This window comes from Naasia sp. SYSU D00948 (assembly GCF_017916515.1).
Classification (GTDB): Bacteria; Actinomycetota; Actinomycetes; order Actinomycetales; family Microbacteriaceae; genus Naasia.
Genome location: NZ_JAFMTA010000001.1, coordinates 1,687,253 through 1,708,638, shown reverse-complemented (window position 1 = coordinate 1,708,638; position 21,386 = coordinate 1,687,253). Strand labels below are relative to the sequence as shown.

Annotated in this window: 20 protein-coding genes; 6 read left to right on the top strand and 14 right to left on the bottom strand. The window is 73.8% G+C overall.

Annotated elements, in window-relative coordinates; all coding sequences use genetic code 11:
- Positions 1-39: 39 nt before the first annotated feature.
- On the bottom strand, positions 40-1,269 hold the full coding sequence (locus J3P30_RS08115) for a class I SAM-dependent RNA methyltransferase (RefSeq protein WP_210480546.1): 1,230 nt from the start codon (positions 1,267-1,269) through the stop codon (positions 40-42).
- Between the two features lie 45 nt (positions 1,270-1,314).
- Between J3P30_RS08115 and J3P30_RS08110 the strand changes: the two genes are divergently transcribed.
- On the top strand, positions 1,315-1,959 hold the full coding sequence (locus J3P30_RS08110) for a nucleoside triphosphate pyrophosphatase (protein ID WP_210481926.1): 645 nt from the start codon (positions 1,315-1,317) through the stop codon (positions 1,957-1,959).
- Between the two features lie 14 nt (positions 1,960-1,973).
- Here J3P30_RS08110 and J3P30_RS08105 read toward each other — a convergent pair whose 3' ends face one another.
- From J3P30_RS08105 to J3P30_RS08090, 4 genes are read right to left on the bottom strand one after another with little or no spacing between them, the layout of a single operon-like run.
- Entirely contained in the window at positions 1,974-2,297 is a 324-nt protein-coding gene (locus tag J3P30_RS08105) for a putative quinol monooxygenase (protein WP_210480545.1), read from the bottom strand.
- A gap of 49 nt (positions 2,298-2,346) precedes the next feature.
- Entirely contained in the window at positions 2,347-3,009 is a 663-nt protein-coding gene (locus J3P30_RS08100) for a response regulator transcription factor (protein WP_210480544.1), read from the bottom strand.
- Positions 2,999-5,134, bottom strand: a complete 2,136-nt coding sequence (locus J3P30_RS15580) for a histidine kinase (protein WP_210480543.1) — start codon at positions 5,132-5,134, stop codon at positions 2,999-3,001. Before J3P30_RS15580 ends, J3P30_RS08100 begins: the two co-directional genes overlap by 11 nt.
- A complete protein-coding gene (locus J3P30_RS08090; RefSeq protein ID WP_210480542.1) occupies positions 5,124-6,353 on the bottom strand; it encodes a sensor histidine kinase in 1,230 nt (409 codons plus the stop codon). Before J3P30_RS08090 ends, J3P30_RS15580 begins: the two co-directional genes overlap by 11 nt.
- Positions 6,354-6,476: 123 nt before the next feature.
- Here J3P30_RS08090 and J3P30_RS08085 point away from each other — a divergent pair, with 123 nt between their 5' ends.
- Positions 6,477-7,802 carry a glycosyltransferase gene (locus tag J3P30_RS08085; protein ID WP_210480541.1) on the top strand — a complete coding sequence of 442 codons (1,326 nt, stop codon included), beginning with the start codon at positions 6,477-6,479 and terminating at the stop codon, positions 7,800-7,802.
- Positions 7,803-7,924: 122 nt separating this feature from the next.
- Positions 7,925-9,712, top strand: a complete 1,788-nt coding sequence (locus J3P30_RS08080; protein ID WP_210480540.1) for a biotin carboxylase N-terminal domain-containing protein — start codon at positions 7,925-7,927, stop codon at positions 9,710-9,712.
- Between the two features lie 82 nt (positions 9,713-9,794).
- On the opposite strand, the gene J3P30_RS08075 is transcribed toward J3P30_RS08080, so the two are convergent.
- Complete coding sequence (locus tag J3P30_RS08075; RefSeq protein WP_210480539.1) at positions 9,795-10,289, bottom strand: hypothetical protein; 495 nt, start codon at positions 10,287-10,289, stop codon at positions 9,795-9,797.
- 160 nt (positions 10,290-10,449) lie between these two features.
- Positions 10,450-11,880, bottom strand: a complete 1,431-nt coding sequence (locus J3P30_RS08070) for an NAD(P)H-quinone dehydrogenase (RefSeq protein WP_210480538.1) — start codon at positions 11,878-11,880, stop codon at positions 10,450-10,452.
- Positions 11,881-12,026: 146 nt separating this feature from the next.
- On the opposite strand from J3P30_RS08070, the gene J3P30_RS08065 reads away from it, so the two are divergent.
- Together J3P30_RS08065 and J3P30_RS08060 are read left to right on the top strand one after the other, a co-directional pair.
- Positions 12,027-12,860, top strand: coding sequence for a purine-nucleoside phosphorylase (locus J3P30_RS08065; RefSeq protein ID WP_210480537.1), 834 nt, complete (start codon positions 12,027-12,029; stop codon positions 12,858-12,860).
- On the top strand, positions 12,857-14,515 hold the full coding sequence (locus J3P30_RS08060; protein WP_210480536.1) for a phospho-sugar mutase: 1,659 nt from the start codon (positions 12,857-12,859) through the stop codon (positions 14,513-14,515). Before J3P30_RS08065 ends, J3P30_RS08060 begins: the two co-directional genes overlap by 4 nt.
- Positions 14,516-14,517: 2 nt before the next feature.
- On the opposite strand, the gene J3P30_RS08055 is transcribed toward J3P30_RS08060, so the two are convergent.
- From J3P30_RS08055 to J3P30_RS08040, 4 genes are read right to left on the bottom strand one after another with little or no spacing between them, the layout of a single operon-like run.
- Positions 14,518-14,790, bottom strand: coding sequence for a PTS sugar transporter subunit IIB (locus tag J3P30_RS08055; RefSeq protein WP_210480535.1), 273 nt, complete (start codon positions 14,788-14,790; stop codon positions 14,518-14,520).
- Positions 14,791-14,803: 13 nt separating this feature from the next.
- Positions 14,804-15,928: an adenosine deaminase gene (locus J3P30_RS08050; RefSeq protein WP_210480534.1), complete on the bottom strand. Its 1,125-nt coding sequence runs from the start codon at positions 15,926-15,928 to the stop codon at positions 14,804-14,806.
- A 4-nt stretch (positions 15,929-15,932) separates the two neighbouring features.
- Positions 15,933-16,682, bottom strand: coding sequence for an IclR family transcriptional regulator (locus tag J3P30_RS08045; RefSeq protein ID WP_210480533.1), 750 nt, complete (start codon positions 16,680-16,682; stop codon positions 15,933-15,935).
- On the bottom strand, positions 16,679-17,857 hold the full coding sequence (locus J3P30_RS08040; protein ID WP_210480532.1) for an adenosylhomocysteinase: 1,179 nt from the start codon (positions 17,855-17,857) through the stop codon (positions 16,679-16,681). Before J3P30_RS08040 ends, J3P30_RS08045 begins: the two co-directional genes overlap by 4 nt.
- A 62-nt stretch (positions 17,858-17,919) precedes the next feature.
- Here J3P30_RS08040 and J3P30_RS08035 point away from each other — a divergent pair, with 62 nt between their 5' ends.
- Positions 17,920-18,867: a nucleoside hydrolase gene (locus tag J3P30_RS08035; protein WP_210480531.1), complete on the top strand. Its 948-nt coding sequence runs from the start codon at positions 17,920-17,922 to the stop codon at positions 18,865-18,867.
- A gap of 72 nt (positions 18,868-18,939) precedes the next feature.
- Here J3P30_RS08035 and J3P30_RS08030 read toward each other — a convergent pair whose 3' ends face one another.
- From J3P30_RS08030 to J3P30_RS08020, 3 genes are all read right to left on the bottom strand, one after another.
- Positions 18,940-20,223: a thymidine phosphorylase gene (locus tag J3P30_RS08030; protein WP_210480530.1), complete on the bottom strand. Its 1,284-nt coding sequence runs from the start codon at positions 20,221-20,223 to the stop codon at positions 18,940-18,942.
- A 33-nt stretch (positions 20,224-20,256) separates the two neighbouring features.
- Positions 20,257-20,862 (bottom strand): DUF4232 domain-containing protein, encoded by a 606-nt coding sequence (locus J3P30_RS08025; protein WP_210480529.1) that lies wholly within the window; start codon positions 20,860-20,862, stop codon positions 20,257-20,259.
- Between the two features lie 101 nt (positions 20,863-20,963).
- Positions 20,964-21,380 (bottom strand): cytidine deaminase, encoded by a 417-nt coding sequence (locus tag J3P30_RS08020; RefSeq protein WP_374058545.1) that lies wholly within the window; start codon positions 21,378-21,380, stop codon positions 20,964-20,966.
- Positions 21,381-21,386: the final 6 nt, after the last annotated feature.

Here is a 21,386-nt window from a genome sequence, read left to right as displayed (position 1 = left end):
GTACCTTTCTACCTACTCGGCGACCGGATCAGGGCGGGCTCACGCGCGTGTCAGGCTCGCGACCGCCTCGACGTGGTGAGTGCTGGGGAACAGGTCGAAGCCCGCGACGCCCCGCAATTCGTACCCCAGGCGCCGCAGCGAGCCCACGTCCCGAGCGAGGGCGACGGGATCGCAGGCGACGTAGACGATCTGCGCGGGGCGCAGGGCGCCGAGCGCGCGGACGACGTCCTTGCCGGCCCCGGACCGCGGCGGATCGAGCACGACGGTCGACCGCTGGAGGCGCGATCGCTGGGCCCGGCTCGCCTCCCGCTCGAGCCGGCCGAGGTACCGGTCGACCCGTGCCGTGACGGCGCTCGCCCCCACCCAGTCGGCGAGGTTCTCCTGCGCGTGCGCGGTGGCGCGCTCGTCGGACTCGACGCTCGTGATCCGCGTCCCCGCGCCGAAGCGGTCACCGACCGCCGCCGCGAGCAGGCCCACGCCGCCGTAGAGGTCGAGGTTCGCCGCCGAGGGGTCGAAGAGCTGGTCGTCGACCGCGCGGCGCACGGCGTCGCTCAGGGTGGCGGCCGCGGCGACGTGCACCTGCCAGAAGCCGAGGAGGTCTAGGCGGAACGAGCGCTCGCCGACCCGCTCGAGAATGGTCTGCCCGCCGGCGTCACCGTCGGCGACGACCCGCGCCGCTCCGTCCGAGGGAAGCACGAGGTCGACGGACCTGCCGCCGGGACGGCGCTGCCCGAGCGGCGCCGCCTCCTGCAGGGGCGGGGCCGCGAGAGGGAGGTCGGCGACCTCGATGACCCGATGGGACCTGGCCGCGTAGGGTCCGATCCGTCCGTCCGCGTCCACGTGGAGGCGGACGCGGGAGCGCCAGCCCGTCCCGTCCTCCGGCCCGGGAAGCGCGGCGACCGGGACCTCCGTGTCGACGTCCGCCATGCGCCGCAGGTTCTCCTCGAGCACCTGCCGCTTGAGCTCCCGCTGACGGACGGGGGCGATGTGTCCGAACTCCGCGCCGCCCGGCCGCTCGTCCGGGTCCCGGGTCACCTCGGCCTCCGCCCAGACGTGGGGCCTCCGGTCCGGCGAGGGCTGCAGCACCCGGACCGTGTCGGCGCGCCAGTACCGGTCGTGGCGATCGTCGACCACGCGGGCGAGGACCCGCTCCCCGGGAAGCGTGTCGGCGACGAAGACCACGCGGCCCTCGTGCCGGGCCACGAAGACACCGCCGTGGGCTACGTTGGTGATCTCGAGCTCGAGCTCGGTGCCCTCCGATTCCGCCACCCGTCGAGCATGACACAGGCCAGCAGGGCCGGTCCGGGAGCAGCCATGCGCCTCTACCTCGCCTCCACGTCCCCCGCCCGGCTCACCCTCCTCCGCTCGGCGGGGATCGAGCCGGTCGTCCTGCCGTCGTCCGTGGACGAGCCGGCCGCGGTCGCCGAGGCGGAGCGGCAGCACGGCCCGATCTCGCCCACCGGCATGGTCCTGCTGCTGGCCCGCGCCAAGGCGGAGGCGGTGGCGGCCGGCACCGAGGGCCTCGACGGCCTGGTGCTCGGCGGCGACTCGGCCTTCGAGCTGGACGGCTCCGTGTACGGGAAGCCGCACCGCCCGGACATCGCCCGTGAGCGCTGGCTGCGCCAGCGCGGGCGGACCGGTCTGCTGCACTCCGGGCACTGGCTCATCGACGCCCGGGACGGCGGCACGGGCGAGGCGGTGGGCGAGGTCGCGACCGCGTCGGTCACCTTCGCGCAGGACATCCGGGACGACGAGATCGACGCGTACATCGCGACCGGCGAGCCGCTGGCGGTCGCCGGCGCCTTCACGATCGACAGCCTCGGCGGGCCGTTCATCGACCGCATCGAGGGCGACCCGTCCACCGTCGTGGGGCTGTCGCTGCCGACGCTGCGGCGGATGCTGCACCGGCTCGGGGTCACGCTGCCGGAGCTCTGGAACCGCTCCGCATCCGCCGGCTGAGGGGCGGGACGCCGTCAGAGCGCGCCCTGGTGCTCCGTCCCGGCCGGGATGGGACGCAGGCGCGTCACGACGACCGGGGCCGCGATGACGTCGGCGATCGCGGCGCCCAGCCGCTTGACGGGCTCGCCCGCGCCGTGGGCGTCGAGCAGCTCCTCGGAGTCCCACTTCTCGATCATGACGATGGTGCCGTCCGGGGCGTCATGGATCGCGTACAGCCGGCACCCCTCCTCCTCGTGGACCTCCGCGATGGCGGGGCGGAGGCGGCGGACGAGCTCGTCACGCCGCCCCTCGGCGGGCGTGAAGACGGCGGTGACGACGATGGGGTCGGAAGAGGCCATGCGGACGATTCTCCCGCCTGGTCGCGGGACGCGCTCCTCGGCATTCCGGCTAGCGGCCGAGACCCGCGTCCCGGGCGCGGATGATCGCCTCCGCTCGATCGGCGACGTGGAGCTTCGCGAAGATGTTCGACACGTTGTTGCGCACGGTCTTCGGCGACAGGAACAGGGCCTGCGCGATCTGCGGGTTGCTCCGTCCCGCGGCCAGCAGGTCGAGGATCTCCTGCTCGCGGGCGGTCAGCTGCGGGAACGGGCTCGCCGCCGCGGATGGCGCGGACGCGGTGCCGGCGAAGAAGTCCGCGACGCGCCGCGCGAGCGCCTGGCCGAACACGGCCTCGCCGGCCGCGACCGACCGCATGGCGCGGAGGATCTCCTCCTGGCCCGCTCCCTTGAGGAGGTAGCCACGCGCTCCGGCCCGCATCGCCTGGAAGACGGTCTCGTCGTCCTCGGACATCGTGAGGACGACGACGCCGATGTGGGGGCTCTCGGCGGTGATCCGCCGGGTGGCCTCGATGCCGTCCATGCCGGGCATCTGCACGTCCATCACGATGACGTCGGGCTGCTCGGCGCGCGCGACCTCGACCGCCTCGGCTCCGTCGGCGGCCGTGCCCACCACGGTGACGCCGCCGAGCGAGCCGAGCAGGGCGGCGAGCCCCTGGCGGTAGATCGGGTGGTCGTCGACCAGCACCACCCGGAGCACCTCGTCATCCGACATGCGCCATCTCCTGTTCCTCGCGCTGCTCCGCGACGGGAAGCCACGCTACGACCTCCGTGCCGCCGTCCGGGCGCCGCGCCACGCGCCATGTGCCGCCCAGCTCCTCGGCGCGCTCCCGCTGGGAGGCGAGCCCGGTGCCCAGGCGGGGTGCGTCGCCGATGCCGACGCCGTCGTCGGCGATCCGCAGCGAGACGCCCTCCGACGTGCCGACGACCTCGACCTCGACCCGCGACGCCCCGGCGTGCCGGGCGGCGTTCGCGAGCGCCTCGGACACGATCCGATAGGCGGCGATCTCGACGGCGGCCGGCATCGCACCCGAGAGCTCGATGCTCGTCCGGACCCGGCCCCGCTCACCCGAGAACCGGTTCGCCTGAGCGCGGATCGCGCCGGCGACCCCGAGGTCGTCGAGCGCCGGCGGCCGCAGGCCGTCGACGATGCGGCGCACCTCGCGCACCGCCTCGGCCGCGTCGTCCGCGGCGCCCGCGAGGAGCGCCTCGGCGGAGTCGGGAGCCGAGTCGAGCAGATTCGCCGCGGTCTCGACACGGAGCCGGATGCTCGCCACGAGCGGCCCCAGGCCGTCGTGCAGGTCGCGGCGCAGGCGCAGCCGCTCCGCCTCGCGGGAGAGGACGAGCTCGCGCCGGATGCGCCGCAGCTCGACGCTCGCCTCCGCCTCCGTGGCCGCCGCCGCGGCCTGCCGGATCACCGCGTCGAGGAGGCGCTGGTCCCGCTCGCTGAGGCGGGGGCGACGCCCCGGAGCCAGAAGGATCCGGCCGATCGCCGTCCCCCGGTACTCGAGCGGGAGCTCCACCGTGCGGGCGGCGTCCGAGCCGTGCAGGGCCGCGACCGCGACGAGTCCGCCTCGCTCCACGCGCAGCTCGACCGACGGCGACGCGAACGCATCGGCCACCGCCTCGGCGATGGCCTCGAGCTGGGCCGGGAGACCGCGCGCCACCTCGAGCCGGGCGGCGAGCCGGGTCACCACGCCGTAGGGGTCGGAGCGGCGGCCGGAGACGAGCCGGTTCGCGAGGCGGAAGAGGGCGTTGCGCATCGGCGCGAAGGCGAGGCCGACGAGGACGACGGCCAGCAGCGCGCTGCTCTGCTCCCCGAGGACGCTGCCCGCGACCGTGACGATCCCGACGTCGAGGACGAGGATGCCGGCGACCAGGGCGCCGTAGACGAGCGTCCAGCTGAACAGGCTGTCGATCGCGTAGAGCCGGTAGCGCGTCACCGCGATCACGACCGCGAAGCAGAGCAGGCAGAGCGAGGCCGTGAGGAGCCCCTCGGCGACCCAGCCCCTGAGCATGCTCTCGGCGATGAAGCCCACGACGAGGAGCAGGAAGCCGGCCCAGATGAGCCAGCGCAGCTGCGAGCGCCGGACGGCGTCGGCACGGATCCACCGGCTGAGCAGGACGAGGAACGCCGAGACCCCGCCCACCACGAGCGCCGGAGCGAGGACCTTCCCGAGCGCGGTCCAGACCTCGACCGGGATCGGGGTCCGGATCCAGAGCACGTCGAGCGCGACGAGCTCGGGCGGCGGGGCGTCCGCGTTCTCGAAGGCCGGGCCGGCGTTCGGCGGGACGAACATCGCGTAGACGGGCGGGAGCAGCGCAGCGACGATGGCCACCCAGCCGAGCAGGCGCCAGAACGGGCGCTCCGGCAGGCGGCCGTCGGGGAAGAGCACGAGCAGGAGGACGAACGGGAGGATCAGAATCGCGCCGAGCCGGGTGTAGAACCAGACGGCGAACTCGAGGCCGGGCAGGTCCGCGTCCAGCGCGAACGACAGGTTCACCCACGCGCTCGCGGCGCCGTCCATCGCCCAGAGCACGCCGAAGAGGAGGAACGTGCTCGCGATGGGATGCCAGGGCAGGCGCCAGAAGAGCAGGGCTCCCGGGATCGCGAGCGCGAGTCCCGGGAGCGCGCCCGACCAGCCGGGGCTCATCGCATAGGCCGCTCCCTCCCGCGCGACGACGACGTCGGAGAAGATCGCGAAGCCGCTGCTCACGAGCGTGAGGACGAGCCCGGTGAGGCTCAGGACGCGGACGAGCCGCGTGGCGGGTGCCGGAGCGGTGGCGGGCGCCTGCGCTTCGGCGGGCGCCGCGATCGCAGGAGCGGTGTCAGGCGCCACGGGCCACCTCCTCGTCCACGGGCAGCACGGCGCTGATGGCGGCGCCCTGCCCGTCCTCGCTCACGGTCCACGTCCCGCCGAGCTCCTCGGCGCGCTCCCGCTGGGCATCGACGTCGGCGCGGCCGCGTCCGCCCTCGAGGTCGGCGACGCCGGCCGCGTGGGCCGTCACGCGGAGCACTCCCCCGTCGGCCTCGACCCGCACGCTGACCGGCCCGGCGGGTCCCCGCCGGGACACCGTCTCGAGGGCGTCGGCCACGATCCGGTAGACCGCGACCTCGATCGCCGGGGGCCGGGATCCGGGCAGGTCGGCGTGCAGCGTCAGCTGCGGGATCCGTGCGCGGTAGCGGTCGGCGAGCTGATCGAGGGCGCGGGCCAGGCCGAGGTCGTCCAGCGCGGGCGGGCGCAGGTCCTGGGCGACGCGCCGGATGTCGTCGACCGCCGAGGAGGCGGCCGAGACCGCGGCAGCGATGTCGTCGCGGGCGGCGGGGTCGCGGCGGCGGACGCCGTCCCGGGCCGCCGCCGAGCGCGTCCGCAGTCCCTCGAGCAGGGGCACGAGGTTGTCGTGCAGGTCGCCGTGCAGGCGGGCGCGCTCGTCCTCACGGGCGACGACGAGGCGCGTGCGGATGCGCTGCAGCTCGTCGCTCGTCTCCGCGGTCACGATCGCCGCCGCCGCCAGCCGGACGAGGTCCGCGAGCACCGCGCGATCGCGGGCGCTGAGGCGGCGGGCGCCGGCGAGGAGGAGGTGGCCGAGCGTCTCCCCGCGATACTCGAGCGGAAAGCGCTGGGGCTCGCCGGAAGGCGTGCCGGTGTGCGCGACCTCCGCGGTTCGGAGGCGTCCCTCGAGGCGGACCTCGACGTAGGAGGCGGAGAAGCACTCGGCGACGACCGCCACGAGGTCGTCGAGCCGGCCCTTGGCGTCGGCTGCGCGCTCCATGCGCGCCGCGAGCCGCGAGACGACCTCGAAGGTGTCCCGCCGGCCGGTCAGGAGACGCCGGACGCCGCGCGAGAGACGGTCGTGCAGGGGGGCCACCACGAGCGTCACGGCGATCGCCGCCAGGATGGCGGCGTTGCGCTCGCCGAGCTGCGCGCCCCAGAGCCCCATGAGGAGGAGGTCGACGAGGACGACGGCGAGCACCATGCCGAGGGTCACGAGGAGGCCCGGGAGCCAGCGGTCGCCGGCCTGCCACCGGGGCGGCACGGCGGCGCGGGGCGAGGTCATGGCCCTCATCGTGGCAGGCGGGTGGCGGGCACCGCACGGGACCGGTGTCCCGATCCGGGCGGGACATCCGTGGTGACGTCCCGCTCTGGGGAGGGGGACGCCGCGCCCGGTTGCCTCATCCCCATGACCTCGCTCCTCCTCGCCAGCACCCCCATCCACGGCCACATCACGCCCATGCTGAACATCGCCCGGCACCTCGTCGAGTCCGGCCACGACGTCCGGTTCCTCACCGGCGCCCGCTGGCAGCAGGCGGTCGAGAAGACGGGCGCGCGGTTCCTGCCGCTGCCTGCCGAGGCCGACTTCGACGACCGCGACCTCGACGCCGCCTTCCCGGACCGCGTCGGCCGGCACGGCATCGACCGGATCCTCTCCGAGGTGCGCTCGATCTTCCTGCGTCCCGTCGCCGCGCAGCTGCGGGCCGTCCAGGACGCGCTCGCCGCGCAGCACACGGACGCGGTCCTCGCAGAGACGATGTTCACCGCGATGCCCGCGCTCGCGCTGCTCCGCGGCGACGGCCCGGGACCGGCGCTCATCAGCGTCGGCGTGATCCCGCTCGCCATGCCGAGCGTCGACACCGCTCCGTTCGGCCTCGGCATGACCCCGCTGCCCGGCCCGGTGGGCCGGCTGCGCAACCGGATGCTCTCCCTGGCGGCCGAGAGGATCGTGTTCGCCGGCATCGAGCGGGAGGCGCGCGCCCTGTTCACCCGGCTCATCGGCCGGCCGATGCCGGCCCAGGTGATGGACGGGGTCCGGCTCATGGACGCGATCGTGCAGACGACGGTCGCGGAGTTCGAGTACGAGCGGTCCGACCTTCCCGGCAACGTGTCCTTCGTCGGACCTGTCACCCGTCGGCAGGCCACGGACGGCCCCCTCCCGGCCTGGTGGCCGGAGCTCGCCGGGGCGAAGCGGGTGGTCCACGTCACGCAGGGCACGATCGCCAACACCGACTTCACCGAGCTGATCCGGCCCACCATCGACGGGCTGGCCGGGGACGAGGGCACACTCGTCGTCGTGACCACCGGCGGACGCCCCGTCGAGGACCTCGGACCGCTGCCGGCGAACGTGCGTGCCGCCGAGTTCCTGCCCTACGACCGCCTCCTCCCGCTCGTCGACGTCTTCGTGACCAACGGCGGATACGGCGGCGTGCACCTGGCTCTCGAGCGCGGCATCCCGGTCATCGTGGCCGGCGTGACGGAGGACAAGCCGGAGGTCGCGGCGCGGGTCCGGTGGTCCGGGGTCGGCCTGGACCTGCGGACGGCGCGGCCGAGCGCCCGGCGCGTGGCCCGCGCGGTCCGGGCGGTGCTGTCGGACGACTCCTACGCCGCCGCGAGTGCGCGCGTCGGCGCCGCAATCGGCCGCTCCGGCGGCGCGGCCGCCCTCGAGCGCATCGTGCTGGACCAGGTGGCCGCCCGCCGCGCCGCGCAGGGGACGCCGGCCCGCGTCGGCTGAGGCGGCTCGGCGAGGCCCGGCTCCCGCCGAGCGTCGCTTGTAGAGACCCTCCGCGCGAAACGCGCGCTTTCTGGTGGGCGACTACCAAAGGAGGGACCTCGAGGGTCCGTAGGCTGAACTGCATGTCTCGCGCCCGAACGATCACCAAGGTCCTCGTCGCCAACCGGGGCGAGATCGCCGTCCGCGTGATCCGAGCCGCCCGGGACGCCGGCAAGGGGTCCGTCGCGATCTACGCCGACCAGGACCGTGACGCCCTGCACGTCAAGCTCGCCGACGAGGCGTGGGCGCTGGGCGGCAGCACGAGCGCGGAGACGTATCTCGTCATCGACAAGATCCTCTCGATCGCGCGGCGGTCGGGCGCGGACGCGATCCACCCCGGCTACGGCTTCCTCGCCGAGAACGCCGACTTCGCCCGCGCCGTCGAGGACGCCGGCCTCGTCTGGATCGGCCCTCCCCCGCATGCGATCGAGCAGCTCGGCGACAAGGTCACCGCCCGCCACGTGGCGGAGCGCGTCGGCGCGCCGCTCGCCCCCGGCACGCTGGAGCCGGTGAAGGACGCGTCCGAGGTCCTCGACTTCGTCGACCAGCACGGGCTGCCCGTCGCGATCAAGGCGGCCTACGGCGGCGGCGGACGCGGGCTCAAGGTCGCCCGCGAGCGCGGCGAGATCGGCGAGCTGTTCGATTCGGCGACCCGGGAGGCCGTGGCCGCCTTCGGCCGCGGGGAGTGCTTCGTCGAGAAGTACCTCGACCAGCCACGGCACGTCGAGACCCAGTGCCTCGCGGACGCCGAGGGCAACGTCGTCGTGGTCTCCACCCGCGACTGCTCCCTGCAGCGCCGCCATCAGAAGCTCGTCGAGGAGGCGCCCGCGCCGTTCCTGACCGACGAGCAGGTCGCGCAGCTGTACTCCGCGTCGAAGGCCATCCTCCGCGAGGTGGGCTACGTCGGGGCCGGCACCTGCGAGTTCCTCATCGGCCGCGACGGCACCGTCTCCTTCCTCGAGGTCAACACGCGGCTCCAGGTCGAGCACCCGGTGACCGAGGAGGTCACCGGGATCGACCTCGTGCGCGAGCAGTTCCGCATCGCCGAGGGCGGCACCCTCGACTACCACGACCCCGCCCCGCGCGGACACTCCATCGAGTTCCGCATCAACGGCGAGGACCCGGGGCGCGGCTTCTTCCCCTCCCCCGGCCCGGTCGAGGTCTTCAAGGCGGCCGGCGGTCCCGGTGTCCGGGTGGACTCGGGCGTGCAGGCCGGGGACGTCGTGTCCGGCGCCTTCGACTCGCTGCTCGCGAAGCTGATCGTCACGGGCTCCGACCGGAAGGACGCGCTCGAGCGCGCCCGGCGCGCGCTCGACGAGTTCGAGGTCGCCGGCTTGCCGACCGTGCTCCCGTTCCACCGCGCGATCGTGCGGGACGAGGCCTTCGCGCCGACGAACGGTCAGCCCTTCTCCGTCTACACCCGCTGGATCGAGACCGAGTTCGCGAACGACCTGGAGCCGTGGACGGGCTCGCTCTCCGACCCGGCCGACTCTCCGGTGGAGCCGCCGCGGCAGAACGTGGTCGTCGAGGTGGGCGGCAAGCGCATCGAGGTGAGCCTCCCGGGACGGCTCCTGGCGGGCTCCGCTGCGCCGGCCCCGCGCCCCGCCGCCCCGAAGCGACGCGGTCGCGCGTCGGGCGGCGTGGTCACCACGACGGGGGACGCCATCAAGGCGCCGATGCAGGCCACGGTCGTGAAGCTCGCGGTCGGCGCGGGAGACCGGGTCGTCAAGGGCGACCTGGTCGTGGTCCTCGAGGCGATGAAGATGGAGCAGCCGCTCACGGCGCACCGCGACGGCACGATCGCCCGGCTGGGCGCCTCCGTCGGCGAGACGGTCTCCTCGGGCACGGTCCTCGTCGAGATCGCCGACTGAGCCGGGTCCGTTCCAGGAGGGCCCAGGACAGCGGAAGCCCCGCCCGGCGGAGCCGGAGCGGGGCTTCGCCGGACCTGCAGGACTACCGGACGTGGAGGAACTCCATGTCCCAGACGATGTCCTCACCGAAGGTGATGCAGAACTGCACGTAGGCCTCGCCCTTGCCGAGGGTGCCGTAGCCGATCGGCCCGACTCCCGGGATGACCTCGGTCTGGTCGACCGTCACGGTGATCACGTGGGTCCGGCCGTCGCAGACGATCTCGCCGGCGTGGGTCTGGCTCCACGCGGCGGCCACCTGCTCGAAGCCGGACTCGGGCTGGGTGAGGTCCGGGTCGGCGGTGCGGTCGGCGCTCTGCTTCACCGAGGCCCAGAGGTGGACGGGGGTCTCGGCCGTGCTCGGCCAGGTACACGTGTACCGCGCCGTGACCTCCGCAGTCGTCGGGCCGGTCTGCTTGACCACGCCGACCAGCTCGGCGGTCGTGGTCTTCTGCGGCGCGGCGAGGGCCGGGGCCCCTGCGGCGAGCACGCCGGCGGACGCGACGAGGACTGCTGCGGCGAGGCGGGTTCTGATTCTCACGGGTTGATGCTCCTTCGAACGTCGACGATGACGAGCCGGGGGATCGGGTTCCCCGGCACTGCCGATGCTAGACAGCGGCGAACTATCGGCGCACCACTCTCACCCGGAGGGTCAGACTTCCGCTGCCCGACGACCCGCAGGCCAGGTCCCGGCGGCTCCGCTACTGGACGATGTGCATCGCCCGGGCCGCGTCGGTGATCGCGCCCGAGAGCGACGGGTAGACGCTGAACGCGCGGGCCAGCTGATCGACGGTCAGGCGGTGCTCCACGGCGAGCGCGATCGGCAGGACCAGCTCCGACGCGCGCGGTGCGACGATGACCCCGCCGATCACCGTCCCGGATCCGGTCCGCGCGAACAGCTTCACGAATCCGTCCTTCACGCCCTGCATCTTGGCCCGCGGGTTGCTGGAGAGCGGCAGCTTGTAGATCTCGCCCTGCGCGATGCCCTCCTCGATCTGCTTCTGCGACCACCCGACCGTCGCGATCTCGGGCTGGGTGAAGATGTTGCTCGCCACGTTGCGCAGCTCGACTGGCGTCACGGCGTCCCCCATCGCGTGGAACACGGCGGTGCGGCCCTGCATCGAGGCGACCGAGGCGAGCGGCAGCGACGTGCTGCAGTCCCCGGCGGCGTAGATGGACGGCATGCTGGTCCGCGCGACGCGGTTGACCCGGATGTGACCGGAGTCGGTCAGCTGGACGCCCGCCTCCTCCAGGCCGATGCCCGCGGTGTTCGGGATGGCACCGACGGCGACGAGGCAGTGACTGCCCTCGACGGTCCGGCCGTCCGCGAGCGTCGCGACGACGCCGTCCGCCGTGCGCTCGACGCTCTGGGCGCGGCTGCGGGACAGGACGGTCATGCCGTTGCGGGTGAAGACGTCCTCGATCACGCCGGCGGCGTCCGCATCCTCACCGGGGAGCACCTGGTCGCGACTGGAGATGAGCGTGACCTTCGCCCCGAGGGCGTTGTACGCGGAGGCGAACTCGGCGCCCGTCACCCCGGAGCCGACGACGATGAGGTGCTCGGGCACCTCCTCGAGGTTGTACAGCTCCTTCCAGGTGAGGATCCGCTCGCCGTCGGGCACGGCCGAGGGCAGGACGCGGGGGCTGGCACCCACGGACACGACGATGGTGTCCACCTCGACCTCGTCGAAGTCGCGGCCGCCCCGCCCCGTCGACGCGACGAGCTTGTTCGGCCCCTCGAGCCGGCCCTCGCCGCTGATCACGCGAACGCCGGCGCGCTTCAGGTTGCCGCGCATGTCCTCGGACTGCTGGCGGGCGAGACCGGTGAGGCGCTTGTTGATCGCGCTCAGGTTGATCGCGATCTCCGGGCGGCTGGGGCGCCCGGTCTCGCCGCGGGCGAAGAACTGCACGCCGAGGTCGGTCGACTCGTCGATCGACGTCGTGGCCTCGGCCGTGGCGATGAGCGTCTTCGAGGGCACCACGTCGGTGAGGACCGCGGAGCCGCCCACTCCCGCCCGCTCGATCAGCGTCACCTCGGCGCCGAGCTGGGCGCCCGCGATCGCCGCCTCGTACCCGCCGGGACCGCCGCCCAGCACGCCGATCCGGTGCTTGCGCTCGAACTCATAGACCATCCCGCCATTCTTCCGTATGCGGGCTGAGCGGATCCGATGCACGGGCCGAGCCTCTCCTGGCGCTCGACGGGCTCCGGCAGGAGGGCTCTGAGACAGCCGGTGGAAGGGCCGCGGCGGCCCGCGCCTGCCGTTCTAGGCTGAGGCGCATGGCAGCATCCGCGACCTCCCCGCTCGACGACCCGGGCGCCGATCCCTTCGACGTCGCCGCGCGCGCGGCCCGGCAGCTCGCCGAGGCCACGGGCGTGCCCCGGCACGACGTGGCCCTGACCCTGGGCAGCGGCTGGGGCAAGGCGGCCGACCTCCTCGGCGAGGAGGTCGCCTCGGTCCCGGCGGAGGCCATCGAGGGCTTCACCGCATCCGGTGTCGTCGGGCACAGCGGCACGCTGCGCTCCTTCCGCCTTCCCGACGGCCGGCACGCCCTCGTCATCGGAGCGCGCACCCACTTCTACGAGGGCCGCGGCGTTCGGCGGGTGGTCCACAGCGTCCGGACGGCCGCCGCGGCGGGCGCCTCGATCATGGTGCTGACGAACGGCGCCGGAGGGATCAAGCGCTCGTGGACGGCCGGCACCCCCGTCCTCATCAGCGACCACATCAACCTCACCGCCGCCTCGCCCCTCGAGGGCGCCACCTTCGTCGATCTCACCGATCTCTACTCGACGCGGCTCCGGGCGGTCGCCCGCGAGGTGGATCCGGGCCTCGACGAGGGCGTCTACGTCCAGTTCCGCGGACCCCACTACGAGACGCCCGCGGAGGTCCGCATGGCGGAGACCCTCGGCGGCCACATCGTCGGCATGTCGACGGCGCTCGAGGCCATCGCGGCCCGTCACGCCGGGATGGAGGTGCTCGGGATGTCGCTGATCACCAACCTCGCCGCCGGGATCTCCCCGGAGCCCCTCAGCCACGAGGAGGTCCTCGCGGCGGGCCGGGCGGCGGAGGAGAGGCTGGCAGGCCTGCTGTCCGAGATCGTGGGCCGGCTGTGAGCCAGGCGGAGCTCGTCGCGGCCGCGGAGGAGTGGCTTGCCCAGGACCCGGACGAGGAGACCCGCGCGGAGCTCGCCGAGCTGCTCGAGGGCGTGCGGCGGGGAGACGGGCACGCGGCGGCCGAGCTGCAGGACCGGTTCGGCATGCGCCTCGTGTTCGGCACCGCCGGCCTCCGCGGCCGCCTGGGGGCCGGCCCCAACCGGATGAACCGCGTCGTCGTCGCGCAGACCTCGGCGGCTCTGGCCCGGTTCCTGCTCGCCCGGGAGCAGCGTCCGTCGGTCGTCATCGGGTACGACGGGCGGAAGAACTCGGCCGTCTTCGCACGCGACGTGGCGGAGATCCTGTCCGGCGCGGACGTCCGCGCGGTGCTGCTCCCCCGGATGCTGCCGACCCCGGTGCTCGCCTTCGCCGTGCGGCACCTGCGCGCCTCCGCGGGCGTGATGGTGACCGCGTCGCACAACCCCGCCCAGGACAACGGGTACAAGCTCTACCTCGGCGGGGACAGCGAAGGATCGCAGATCGTGCCCCCGGCGGATCGCGAGGTGCTGGAGCTGATCGGCCGGGTCGTCGCCGAGGGACCCGCCGACCGGCTGCCGCGCTCGCGCGACTACCAGACGGCCGACGAGAGCGTCGTCGACGCGTACGTCGTCGCGACCGCCCTGCCCGCCCCGTCCGCCGACCTGCGCTGGGTCTACACGCCGATGCACGGCGTCGGCTGGGCGACCGCCGAGCGGGTGTTCGAGCACGCCGGCATCCCCGCCCCCTCCGTCGTGGAGGCCCAGCGCGACCCCGACCCCACCTTCCCCACGGTCGCCTTCCCCAACCCGGAGGAGGAGGGCGCGCTCGATCTCGCCCTCGCCGCGGCGGAGGAGACCGGCGCCGAGGCCGTCGTCGCGAATGACCCGGACGCCGACCGCATGGCGGCGGCGGTGCGGGACCCGTCCGGGGGCTGGCGCACCCTCTCCGGGAACGACCTCGGGCTGCTGCTCGGCTGGCGCATCGCCGAGCGCGCGGCCCGGGAGGGCGCCTCCGGCACGCTCGCGTGCTCACTGGTGTCGACGCCGGGGCTCCGCGCCGTGGCCGAGCGCTACGGCCTCGGGTACCGGGAGACGCTGACCGGGTTCAAGTGGATCTCGCGGGTGCCCGGGCTGATCTACGGCTTCGAGGAGGCCCTCGGCTTCCTCGTCGACCCGGAGAAGGTGCGGGACAAGGACGGCATCTCCGCCGCTGTCGCCTTCCTGGGACAGCTGCTGGACCTCAAGGCGGACGGCCGCACCCTGGACGAGCACCTGCGCGAGTTCGACGAGACCTTCGGCGCGTACGCGTCCCGGCAGATCTCGCTTCGGGTCAGCAGACTCGAGGAGATCGCGGAGGCGATGTCCCGCCTCCGGTCCCGGCCGCCGGTCACCATCGGCGACCTGGCGGTCGAGCAGGTGGACGACCTGAGCCGAGGCGGCGAGCTCCCGCCGAGCGACGTGCTGCGCTTCCGGCTCGCCGAGGGGGCGCGCCTCATCGCCCGGCCGAGCGGCACCGAGCCCAAGCTGAAGCTCTACCTCGACGTCGCGGCGACGAGCGGCGACGCCGACGAGCGCCGGAGCAGGGCGGCGGCCGTCCTGGAGCGGCTCACCGAGGGCGCACGCAGCCTCGTCGGCTGAGCTCAGCCCAGCGCCTGCTCCAGCTTCGTCGTGAGCTCCTCCTGGTCGAGGATGTTCTCCACGACGATCACGTCGGCGAACGTCCGGCCGATGTCCTTCACGTGGTCGCGGGTCGTGAGGATGATCTGCGCCTCCTCGCTGTCCTGCGCGAGGCTCGCCACATCCGTCGCCGTCACGTCCGCCTCGAGCCCGAGCTTCTGCAGGGCGCGCTCGGCGCTCACCTTGAGGATCGCCGACGTGCCGATGCCGGCACCGCAGATCGCCACGATCTTCATCGCCGCCCCCTCATCACGCGCCCGCCTCGTCGAATCCCGCGGAGATCCGGTCCGCGAGCTCCTCGCGGTCCTCGACCGAGAGGAACGCTCCAGCGGCTGCGTTGAGCTGGAGGACCTCGAGGTCGGCGAGGTCGTAGCCGAACGTCTCCACGAGCAGCGCGAGTTCCCGGGTCAGGGACGTGCCGCTCATGAGCCGGTTGTCGGTGTTCACCGTGACCCGGAACCCTAGCTGGTAGAGGAGGTCGAACGGGTGATCGGCGAGCTCGTCGCCCCACTCCTCGATCGCGCCCGTCTGCAGGTTCGACGTCGGGCACAGCTCGAGCGGGATCTCGCGGTCCTTGACCCAGTGCGCGAGGTGGCCGAGGCTCACCCAGGTGCTGCTGTCGTCCTCGCCCTCGATCTCGATGTCGAGCGCGAGCCGGACGCCATGTCCGAGCCGCAGCGCGCGGCCGTCGAGGAGCGCGCTCGTGATGCTGTCGAGATCGGCGGCCTCCCCGGCGTGCACGGTGACGGGGAACCAGTTCTCGGCGAGCAGGTCGAAGGCCTCGGCGAAGCGGCTGGGCGGGAAGCCGGCCTCGGGCCCGGCCAGGTCGAACCCGACCACACCACGGGCGCGGTGGCGCAGCGCCAGCTCGGCGAGCTCGAGGCCGCGATCGTTCTGCCGCATCGCGGTGACGAGCTGCCCGACCCGCAGGTCGAGGCCGATCGTGCGCCGCACGTCCTCGATGCCGGCCTCGATGCCGGCCTGCACGGCCTCCACCGCCTCGTCGAGCGTGAGGTCGCGCTCGAGGTGCTGCTCCGGCGCCCAGCGCACCTCGCCGTAGAGCACGCCGTCCGCCCCGAGGTCCTGCACGAACTCGCGCGCGACGCGTGTCAGGGCGGGCGCGGTCTGCATGACGCCCGTCGTGATCGCGAACGTCTCCAGGTACCGGGGCAGCGATCCGGAGTCCGACTGGGCGCGGAACCACTCGCCCAGCAGGTCGGCGTCCGTCTCGGGGAGGGCGAGCCCCACCTCGTCGGCGAGCTCGACGATCGTCTGGGGGCGGAGGCCCCCGTCGAGGTGGTCGTGCAGGCTCACCTTGGGCAGCGAGGCGATGTCCACCCCGCTCTCCATCAGGTACTCGGGGCCGTCGGTCATGCACTCAATCTAGCCCCGGGGCCCGCTCCGGCTCAGGATCGGTGCGGCGCCCCAGCGCCTCGCCGATCTCGGCCGCGGCGCCGGAGACCGCGGAGCGGACCGCCCGGATGCCGGCCGAGCTGTACGACGTGGACACGTAGGGCACGGTGATCGCGGCGACCGCGGCGCCGCCCGCGCCGAGCACCGGGTAGGCGACGTCGGTGACGCCGGCGTGCAGACTGTCGGCCCGCTCTCCGTGACCCCTGCGACGTAGTTCGCGGAGCTCCGGGTCGGCCGGCTCCGCCTCCGCGGCCCACGCGCGGAGCACGTCGCCGGTCAGCGTCCCGGCGAGGGGGAAGGCCGCACCCACCCGCACCGAGAAGCCGAACGGGGAGGGGCTCTCGGCCTGCGCGATGACGCGGACCACGTCCCCCTCGGGCACGCCCAGGTTGCAGGACTGGCCGACGGCCTCCGCCAGCCGCCGCATCGGCGGCGCCGCTGCCGCCAGCAGGCCCCGGCGCGGGGCGTGGCGGTGCGCCAGCTCGAACAGCCGGTGCGACAGGAGGTACCCGCCCTCCTCCGTCCGGACGGCGAAGCCGCGGCGCTCGAGGGTGAGGAGCACCCGGAACAGCTCGCCGACGCTGCGCCCGAGCGCCGCGGCGACCTCCCGCTGGGCGAGGGGGCCTGCGGCGTCCGCGAGCAGCTCCAGGACGTCGAGCCCCTTCTCCAGCGCCGGGGCCGAGTACCCCGGCGGCGGCGAGCCGCCGGGGCTCATTCCCCGGTCCGGAGGACCTCGACCATCCGCCGGGCGATCTGCCGGTTGATGTCGTCGGGAACCGGCTGCGCCCCGGCCGGCAGGCTCTCGGGAGCGAGGGCGACCCGCTCGAGCGAGCGCGCCTGGAGCAGGAAGCCGAGGTCCATCGAGGCGATCGAGTTGCCCTTGGGCGCCCGTCCCGCGAGGTTGAACATCCGGCCCTCGGCGATGAGCACGAGCTCGCGCCCGTCGGGCATCGTGAAGCTCTCGAGCCCCTCGTCGAGCTGCTGGCGCGACACCGCCTGCTCCGCGAGCGCCGCGGTGTCGATCTCGAAGGGGAAGTGCCCGATGTTCCCGAGGACCGTCCCGGTGCGCAGCAGCGGGAGGAGCGAGCCCGGAAGCACGCCGGGGGCGCCCGTCGCGGTGATCACGGCCTGGGCCCACGGGAGCAGCTCGGGCAGGTCGTCCACGAGGTAGCCGTCGAGGGCGGCCTCGAACGCCTTGATCTCGTCGACCTCGGCGACCGCGACCTGCCCGCCGAGGGCCCGCAGGTACCGGGCGACGCCGCGGCCGCACCAGCCGTAGCCGATCACCACGAAGCGCCGGCCGGGGATCATCAGGTTCGTGATCCGCTGGAAGCTCTCGACTGCGGACTGGCCAACGGCATGCAGGTTCTCGCCGATCGCCTTGAGGGGGCTGTCGTTGATGACGAGCACCGGGAAGGGGACCGACCCCGCGAGCTCGTCCCGGAGGCGGAAGGCGCCCGAGGTCGTCTCCTCGGTCCCGCCGCGGATCCGCCCCGCCATCCCCCGGCGCACGACGCCGGCGGCGAGGTCCGCTCCGTTGTCGAGCAGGATGTCCGGCCGCGCATCCAGGACCGCCTCGAGGTTCGCCGCGTGCTGCTCGAGGGTGTCGTCGCGCCGCCCGTGCAGAGTGAGGCCCCGCGCGCGCAGGGCGGCCACCACGTCGTCCTGGGTCGAGCCGTGGTTGCCCGTGCCCACGATCTCGGCGCCGCCCGCGGCGAGCGTCTCGAGCAGGACGGCGGTCTTGGGCTCGAGGTGCAGGGACATGCCGATGCGGAGGCCGGCGAAGGGCCGCTTCTCGGCGAAGCGGCGGCGGGTCTCGGCGAGGAGCGGCATCCGGGACCGGATCCAGGCGATGCGCGCCCCTCCGGTCGCGGCCGAATCGGGGCTCATGCGCCGAGTCTTGCATATATGAAACGACGTTGCGTATGTGGCGGTGTTGTTAGAGTCGCCTCATGCCCCGCAAGATCCTCCTCGACTGCGATCCCGGCCACGACGACGCGGTCGCCCTCCTCCTCGCCTGGGGCAGCCCGGAGATCGAGCTCGTCGGCGTCACGACCGTCGCCGGCAACCAGACGCTCGAGAAGGTCACACGGAACGCCCTCGCCGTGGCCACGGTGGCGGGCATCATCGGGGTGCCCTTCGCGGCGGGATGCGCGCGCCCCCTCGTACGCGACGTCGAGACGGCGCCGGACATCCACGGCGACTCAGGGCTCGACGGTCCCGTCCTCCCGGAGCCGGCGTTCGAGCTCGACCCCCGGCACGCGGTCGACCTCATCATCGACACCGTGATGGCGGCCGAGCCGGGTGAGATCACCCTGGTCCCGACGGGTGCCCTCACCAACATCGCGCTGGCGGCGCGCAAGGAGCCGCGCGTCGTCGAGCGCGTGCGCGAGGTGGTCCTGATGGGCGGCGGGTACTCGGTCGGCAACTGGAGCGCCGTCGCCGAGTTCAACATCGTGATCGATCCGGAGGCCGCGCACATCGTCTTCAGCGAGAAGTGGCCCGTCACGATGGTCGGACTCGACCTCACGCACCAGGCCCTCGCGACCCCCGAGGTCGAGCGGGCGATCGCCGAGGTCGGCACCTCCCCCGCCCGCTTCGTGGTCGAGCTGATGGACTTCTTCCGGGAGAGCTACCGGCACGCGCAGGGCTTCGAGCACCCTCCGGTCCACGACCCCTGCGCGGTCGCGTACGTCATCGACCCCGACGTGATGACGACCCGGCGCGCGCCGCTGACCGTCGAGCTGACGGGCACCCACACGCTCGGCATGACGGTCGCGGACTTCCGGGCCGCTCCCGGGCCGGGGGTGACGACGCAGGTGGCCGTCGATCTCGACACCGAACGGTTCTGGGGCCTCGTCGTCGACGCCCTGCGCCGCATCGGGGAGCCCCCGCGCTGACGCCTGCCTCTCGAGATGCCACTTGGTGCTCCCAAAACCCCGGTTTGAGCGCACCAGGTGGCATCTCGAGGGTCAGCCGATGCGGTCGACGATGAGCGGGCGCGGCTCCGGGGGCGTGTCGCCGATCGACCAGGCCCCGTTCAGGGCATCCAGGGCACGCGGGATGCGGGCGGCCTCGTCGGCGTGCAGCGTGAACAGCGGCTGCCCGGCCTCGACCCGGTCGCCGGGCTTGGCGTGCAGCTCGATGCCCGCCCCTGCGGACACGGGGTCCTGCTGCCGTGCCCGCCCGGCCCCCAGGCGCCACGCCGCGATGCCGAAGGGCAGCGCGTGCTGCTCGGCGAGCACGCCGGAGGTCGGCGCGGTCACCGTCTCCGTCTCGCGGCCGGTCGGCAGGGGGGCGTCGGGGTCGCCCCCCTGGGCGGCGATCATCCGCCGCCAGACGTCCATCGCACGCCCGTCCGCGAGGGCCGCCGCCGGGTCCGCGTCGGGAAGCCCGACCGCGGCGAGCATGGCGCGGGCGAGCTCGACCGTGAGCTCCACCACGTCGTCGGGACCGCCGCCGGACAGCACCTCGACCGACTCGCGCACCTCGAGGGCGTTGCCGATCGTGAGTCCGAGCGGCACCGACATGTCGGTGAGCAGCGCGCTCGTCGCGACGCCCGCGTCCGTGCCGAGGTCGACCATCGTGCGCGCGAGCTCACGAGCGAGGTCGAGGTCCTTCATAAACGCGCCCTCGCCGAACTTCACGTCGAGCACGAGGGCGCCGGTCCCCTCCGCGATCTTCTTGGACATGATCGAGGAGGCGATGAGCGGAATCGCCTCGACGGCGCCCGTCGTGTCCCGGAGCGCGTAGAGCTTCTTGTCGGCGGGGGCGAGGCCCGGTCCTGCCGCGCAGATCACCGCGCCCACGTCCCGCAGCTGAGCGAGCATCGCCTCGGGCGAGAGGTACGCCTGCCAGCCGCGGACCGCCTCGAGCTTGTCGAGCGTGCCGCCCGTGTGGCCGAGGCCGCGGCCCGAGAGCTGCGGCACCGCGACGCCGAACGACGCGACGAGCGGCGCGAGCGGCAGCGTGATCTTGTCGCCGACGCCGCCGGTCGAGTGCTTGTCGACCGTCGCCTTGCCGAGGTCCGCGAAGCTCATCCGCTCGCCGCTCGCGATCATCGCGAGCGTGAGGTCGCGGATCTCCCGGCGGGTCATCCCGTTCAGCAGCACCGCCATGGCCCACGCCGACATCTGCTCGTCGGCGACGTAGCCGCGGGTGAACGCGTCGACGAGCCAGCCGATCTCGGCGGTGCTGAGCTCGCGCCCGTCCCGCTTGGCCCGGATCAGGTCGACGGCGTCGAAGGCCTCAGTCACGGCTCCACGCTAGCGGCCGGAGCACGAGCACTGTCAGCCGGCGCGGACCGGCCCCACCGTGAGCCACGGCCTCGAGCCGGTGCACGCGGCGATGCCGGGCGACTCGACGAAGAAGGCCCGGAACGAGTGCGGCGGGTAGATCCGCCAGCCGTCGCCGGTGGTCGTCGGGCACTCGTCGCCGAGCGGCCCCCCGTCGGACCCGATGTCGACCGCCTGCAGCGGCGCGACAGCGGTGCCGCCGGGGGCGATGCGCACATCCTCCACCCGGGCATCCGTGCGGTCGGCGGGCTGGCCGAGCTGCGTGCCGTTGCCGTCCCCGACCACGGAGACACCGGGGAAGCCGCGAAGCGTGCAGGGCGCGGACCCCGTGTTCGTGAAGGTGATGTCGTAGCCGATGTTGCCGGCGCCCGGGTCTCCCTCACCGACCGTGATCTGGAGCGCGTCGTCGGGGCACTGGTCGGCCGGTCCCGTCTCGGTCGGGCTCGGGGTCGGGGTGCTGGGCGGAGCGGAGGTCGGCGGACTCGTCGGCGAGGTCGTCGGGCTCGTGGTGGGCGTTCCGCCGCCGCCCGCCGCGCATCCGGCGAGGAGGAGCGCTCCCGCCAGGCCGAGAACCGCCGCCGCACCCCTGCTCCCGCGCATACCCGTGACCGTACGCCCTCGGGCGGGTGCGCGCGGGAGGTAATCCGTCCCCTGTGGAGACGCTGGAGCGGCCCCGGACGGCGTCCGTCACGGCGCCCGGCTCAGGCCGGCTCGCGCTCCTCGTGGTAGACCGCGAGCGTGCGGGGGCCGAACGCGTCCGGGATCACCTCGTCGATCGTCCGGATGCCGCTCACCGTCTCGAGCAGCATCCCCTCGGCGGAGTGCTCGTACAGCAGCTGCCGGCACCGGCCGCACGGCATGAGCGCGCCGCCGTCGCCGTCCACACAGGTGAAGGCGACCAGCTTGCCGCCACCCGTCATGACGAGCGTCGACACGAGCGTGCACTCGGCGCAGAGCGTGAGCCCGTAGGACGCGTTCTCGACGTTGCAGCCGCTGATGACGCGGCCGTCGTCGACGATCGCCGCCACCCCTACCGGGAACCGGGAGTAGGGCACGTACGCCTTCCGCATCGCCTCCACGGCGACCTCGCGGAGCCCGTCCCAGTCGATATCCCCCACGCGCTC

What these genes read in the sequence shown, in the direction of transcription:
- J3P30_RS08110 (WP_210481926.1), top strand. Translation starts at nt 1,315, where the DNA reads ATGCGCCTCTACCTCGCCTCCACGTCCCCCGCCCGGCTCACCCTCCTC.
- J3P30_RS08105 (WP_210480545.1), bottom strand. Translation starts at nt 2,297, where the DNA reads ATGGCCTCTTCCGACCCCATCGTCGTCACCGCCGTCTTCACGCCCGCC.
- J3P30_RS08100 (WP_210480544.1), bottom strand. Translation starts at nt 3,009, where the DNA reads ATGTCGGATGACGAGGTGCTCCGGGTGGTGCTGGTCGACGACCACCCG.
- J3P30_RS08090 (WP_210480542.1), bottom strand. Translation starts at nt 6,353, where the DNA reads ATGACCTCGCCCCGCGCCGCCGTGCCGCCCCGGTGGCAGGCCGGCGAC.
- J3P30_RS08085 (WP_210480541.1), top strand. Translation starts at nt 6,477, where the DNA reads ATGACCTCGCTCCTCCTCGCCAGCACCCCCATCCACGGCCACATCACG.
- J3P30_RS08080 (WP_210480540.1), top strand. Translation starts at nt 7,925, where the DNA reads ATGTCTCGCGCCCGAACGATCACCAAGGTCCTCGTCGCCAACCGGGGC.
- J3P30_RS08070 (WP_210480538.1), bottom strand. Translation starts at nt 11,880, where the DNA reads ATGGTCTATGAGTTCGAGCGCAAGCACCGGATCGGCGTGCTGGGCGGC.
- J3P30_RS08065 (WP_210480537.1), top strand. Translation starts at nt 12,027, where the DNA reads ATGGCAGCATCCGCGACCTCCCCGCTCGACGACCCGGGCGCCGATCCC.
- J3P30_RS08055 (WP_210480535.1), bottom strand. Translation starts at nt 14,790, where the DNA reads ATGAAGATCGTGGCGATCTGCGGTGCCGGCATCGGCACGTCGGCGATC.
- J3P30_RS08050 (WP_210480534.1), bottom strand. Translation starts at nt 15,928, where the DNA reads ATGACCGACGGCCCCGAGTACCTGATGGAGAGCGGGGTGGACATCGCC.
- J3P30_RS08045 (WP_210480533.1), bottom strand. Translation starts at nt 16,682, where the DNA reads ATGAGCCCCGGCGGCTCGCCGCCGCCGGGGTACTCGGCCCCGGCGCTG.
- J3P30_RS08040 (WP_210480532.1), bottom strand. Translation starts at nt 17,857, where the DNA reads ATGAGCCCCGATTCGGCCGCGACCGGAGGGGCGCGCATCGCCTGGATC.
- J3P30_RS08035 (WP_210480531.1), top strand. Translation starts at nt 17,920, where the DNA reads ATGCCCCGCAAGATCCTCCTCGACTGCGATCCCGGCCACGACGACGCG.
- J3P30_RS08025 (WP_210480529.1), bottom strand. Translation starts at nt 20,862, where the DNA reads ATGCGCGGGAGCAGGGGTGCGGCGGCGGTTCTCGGCCTGGCGGGAGCG.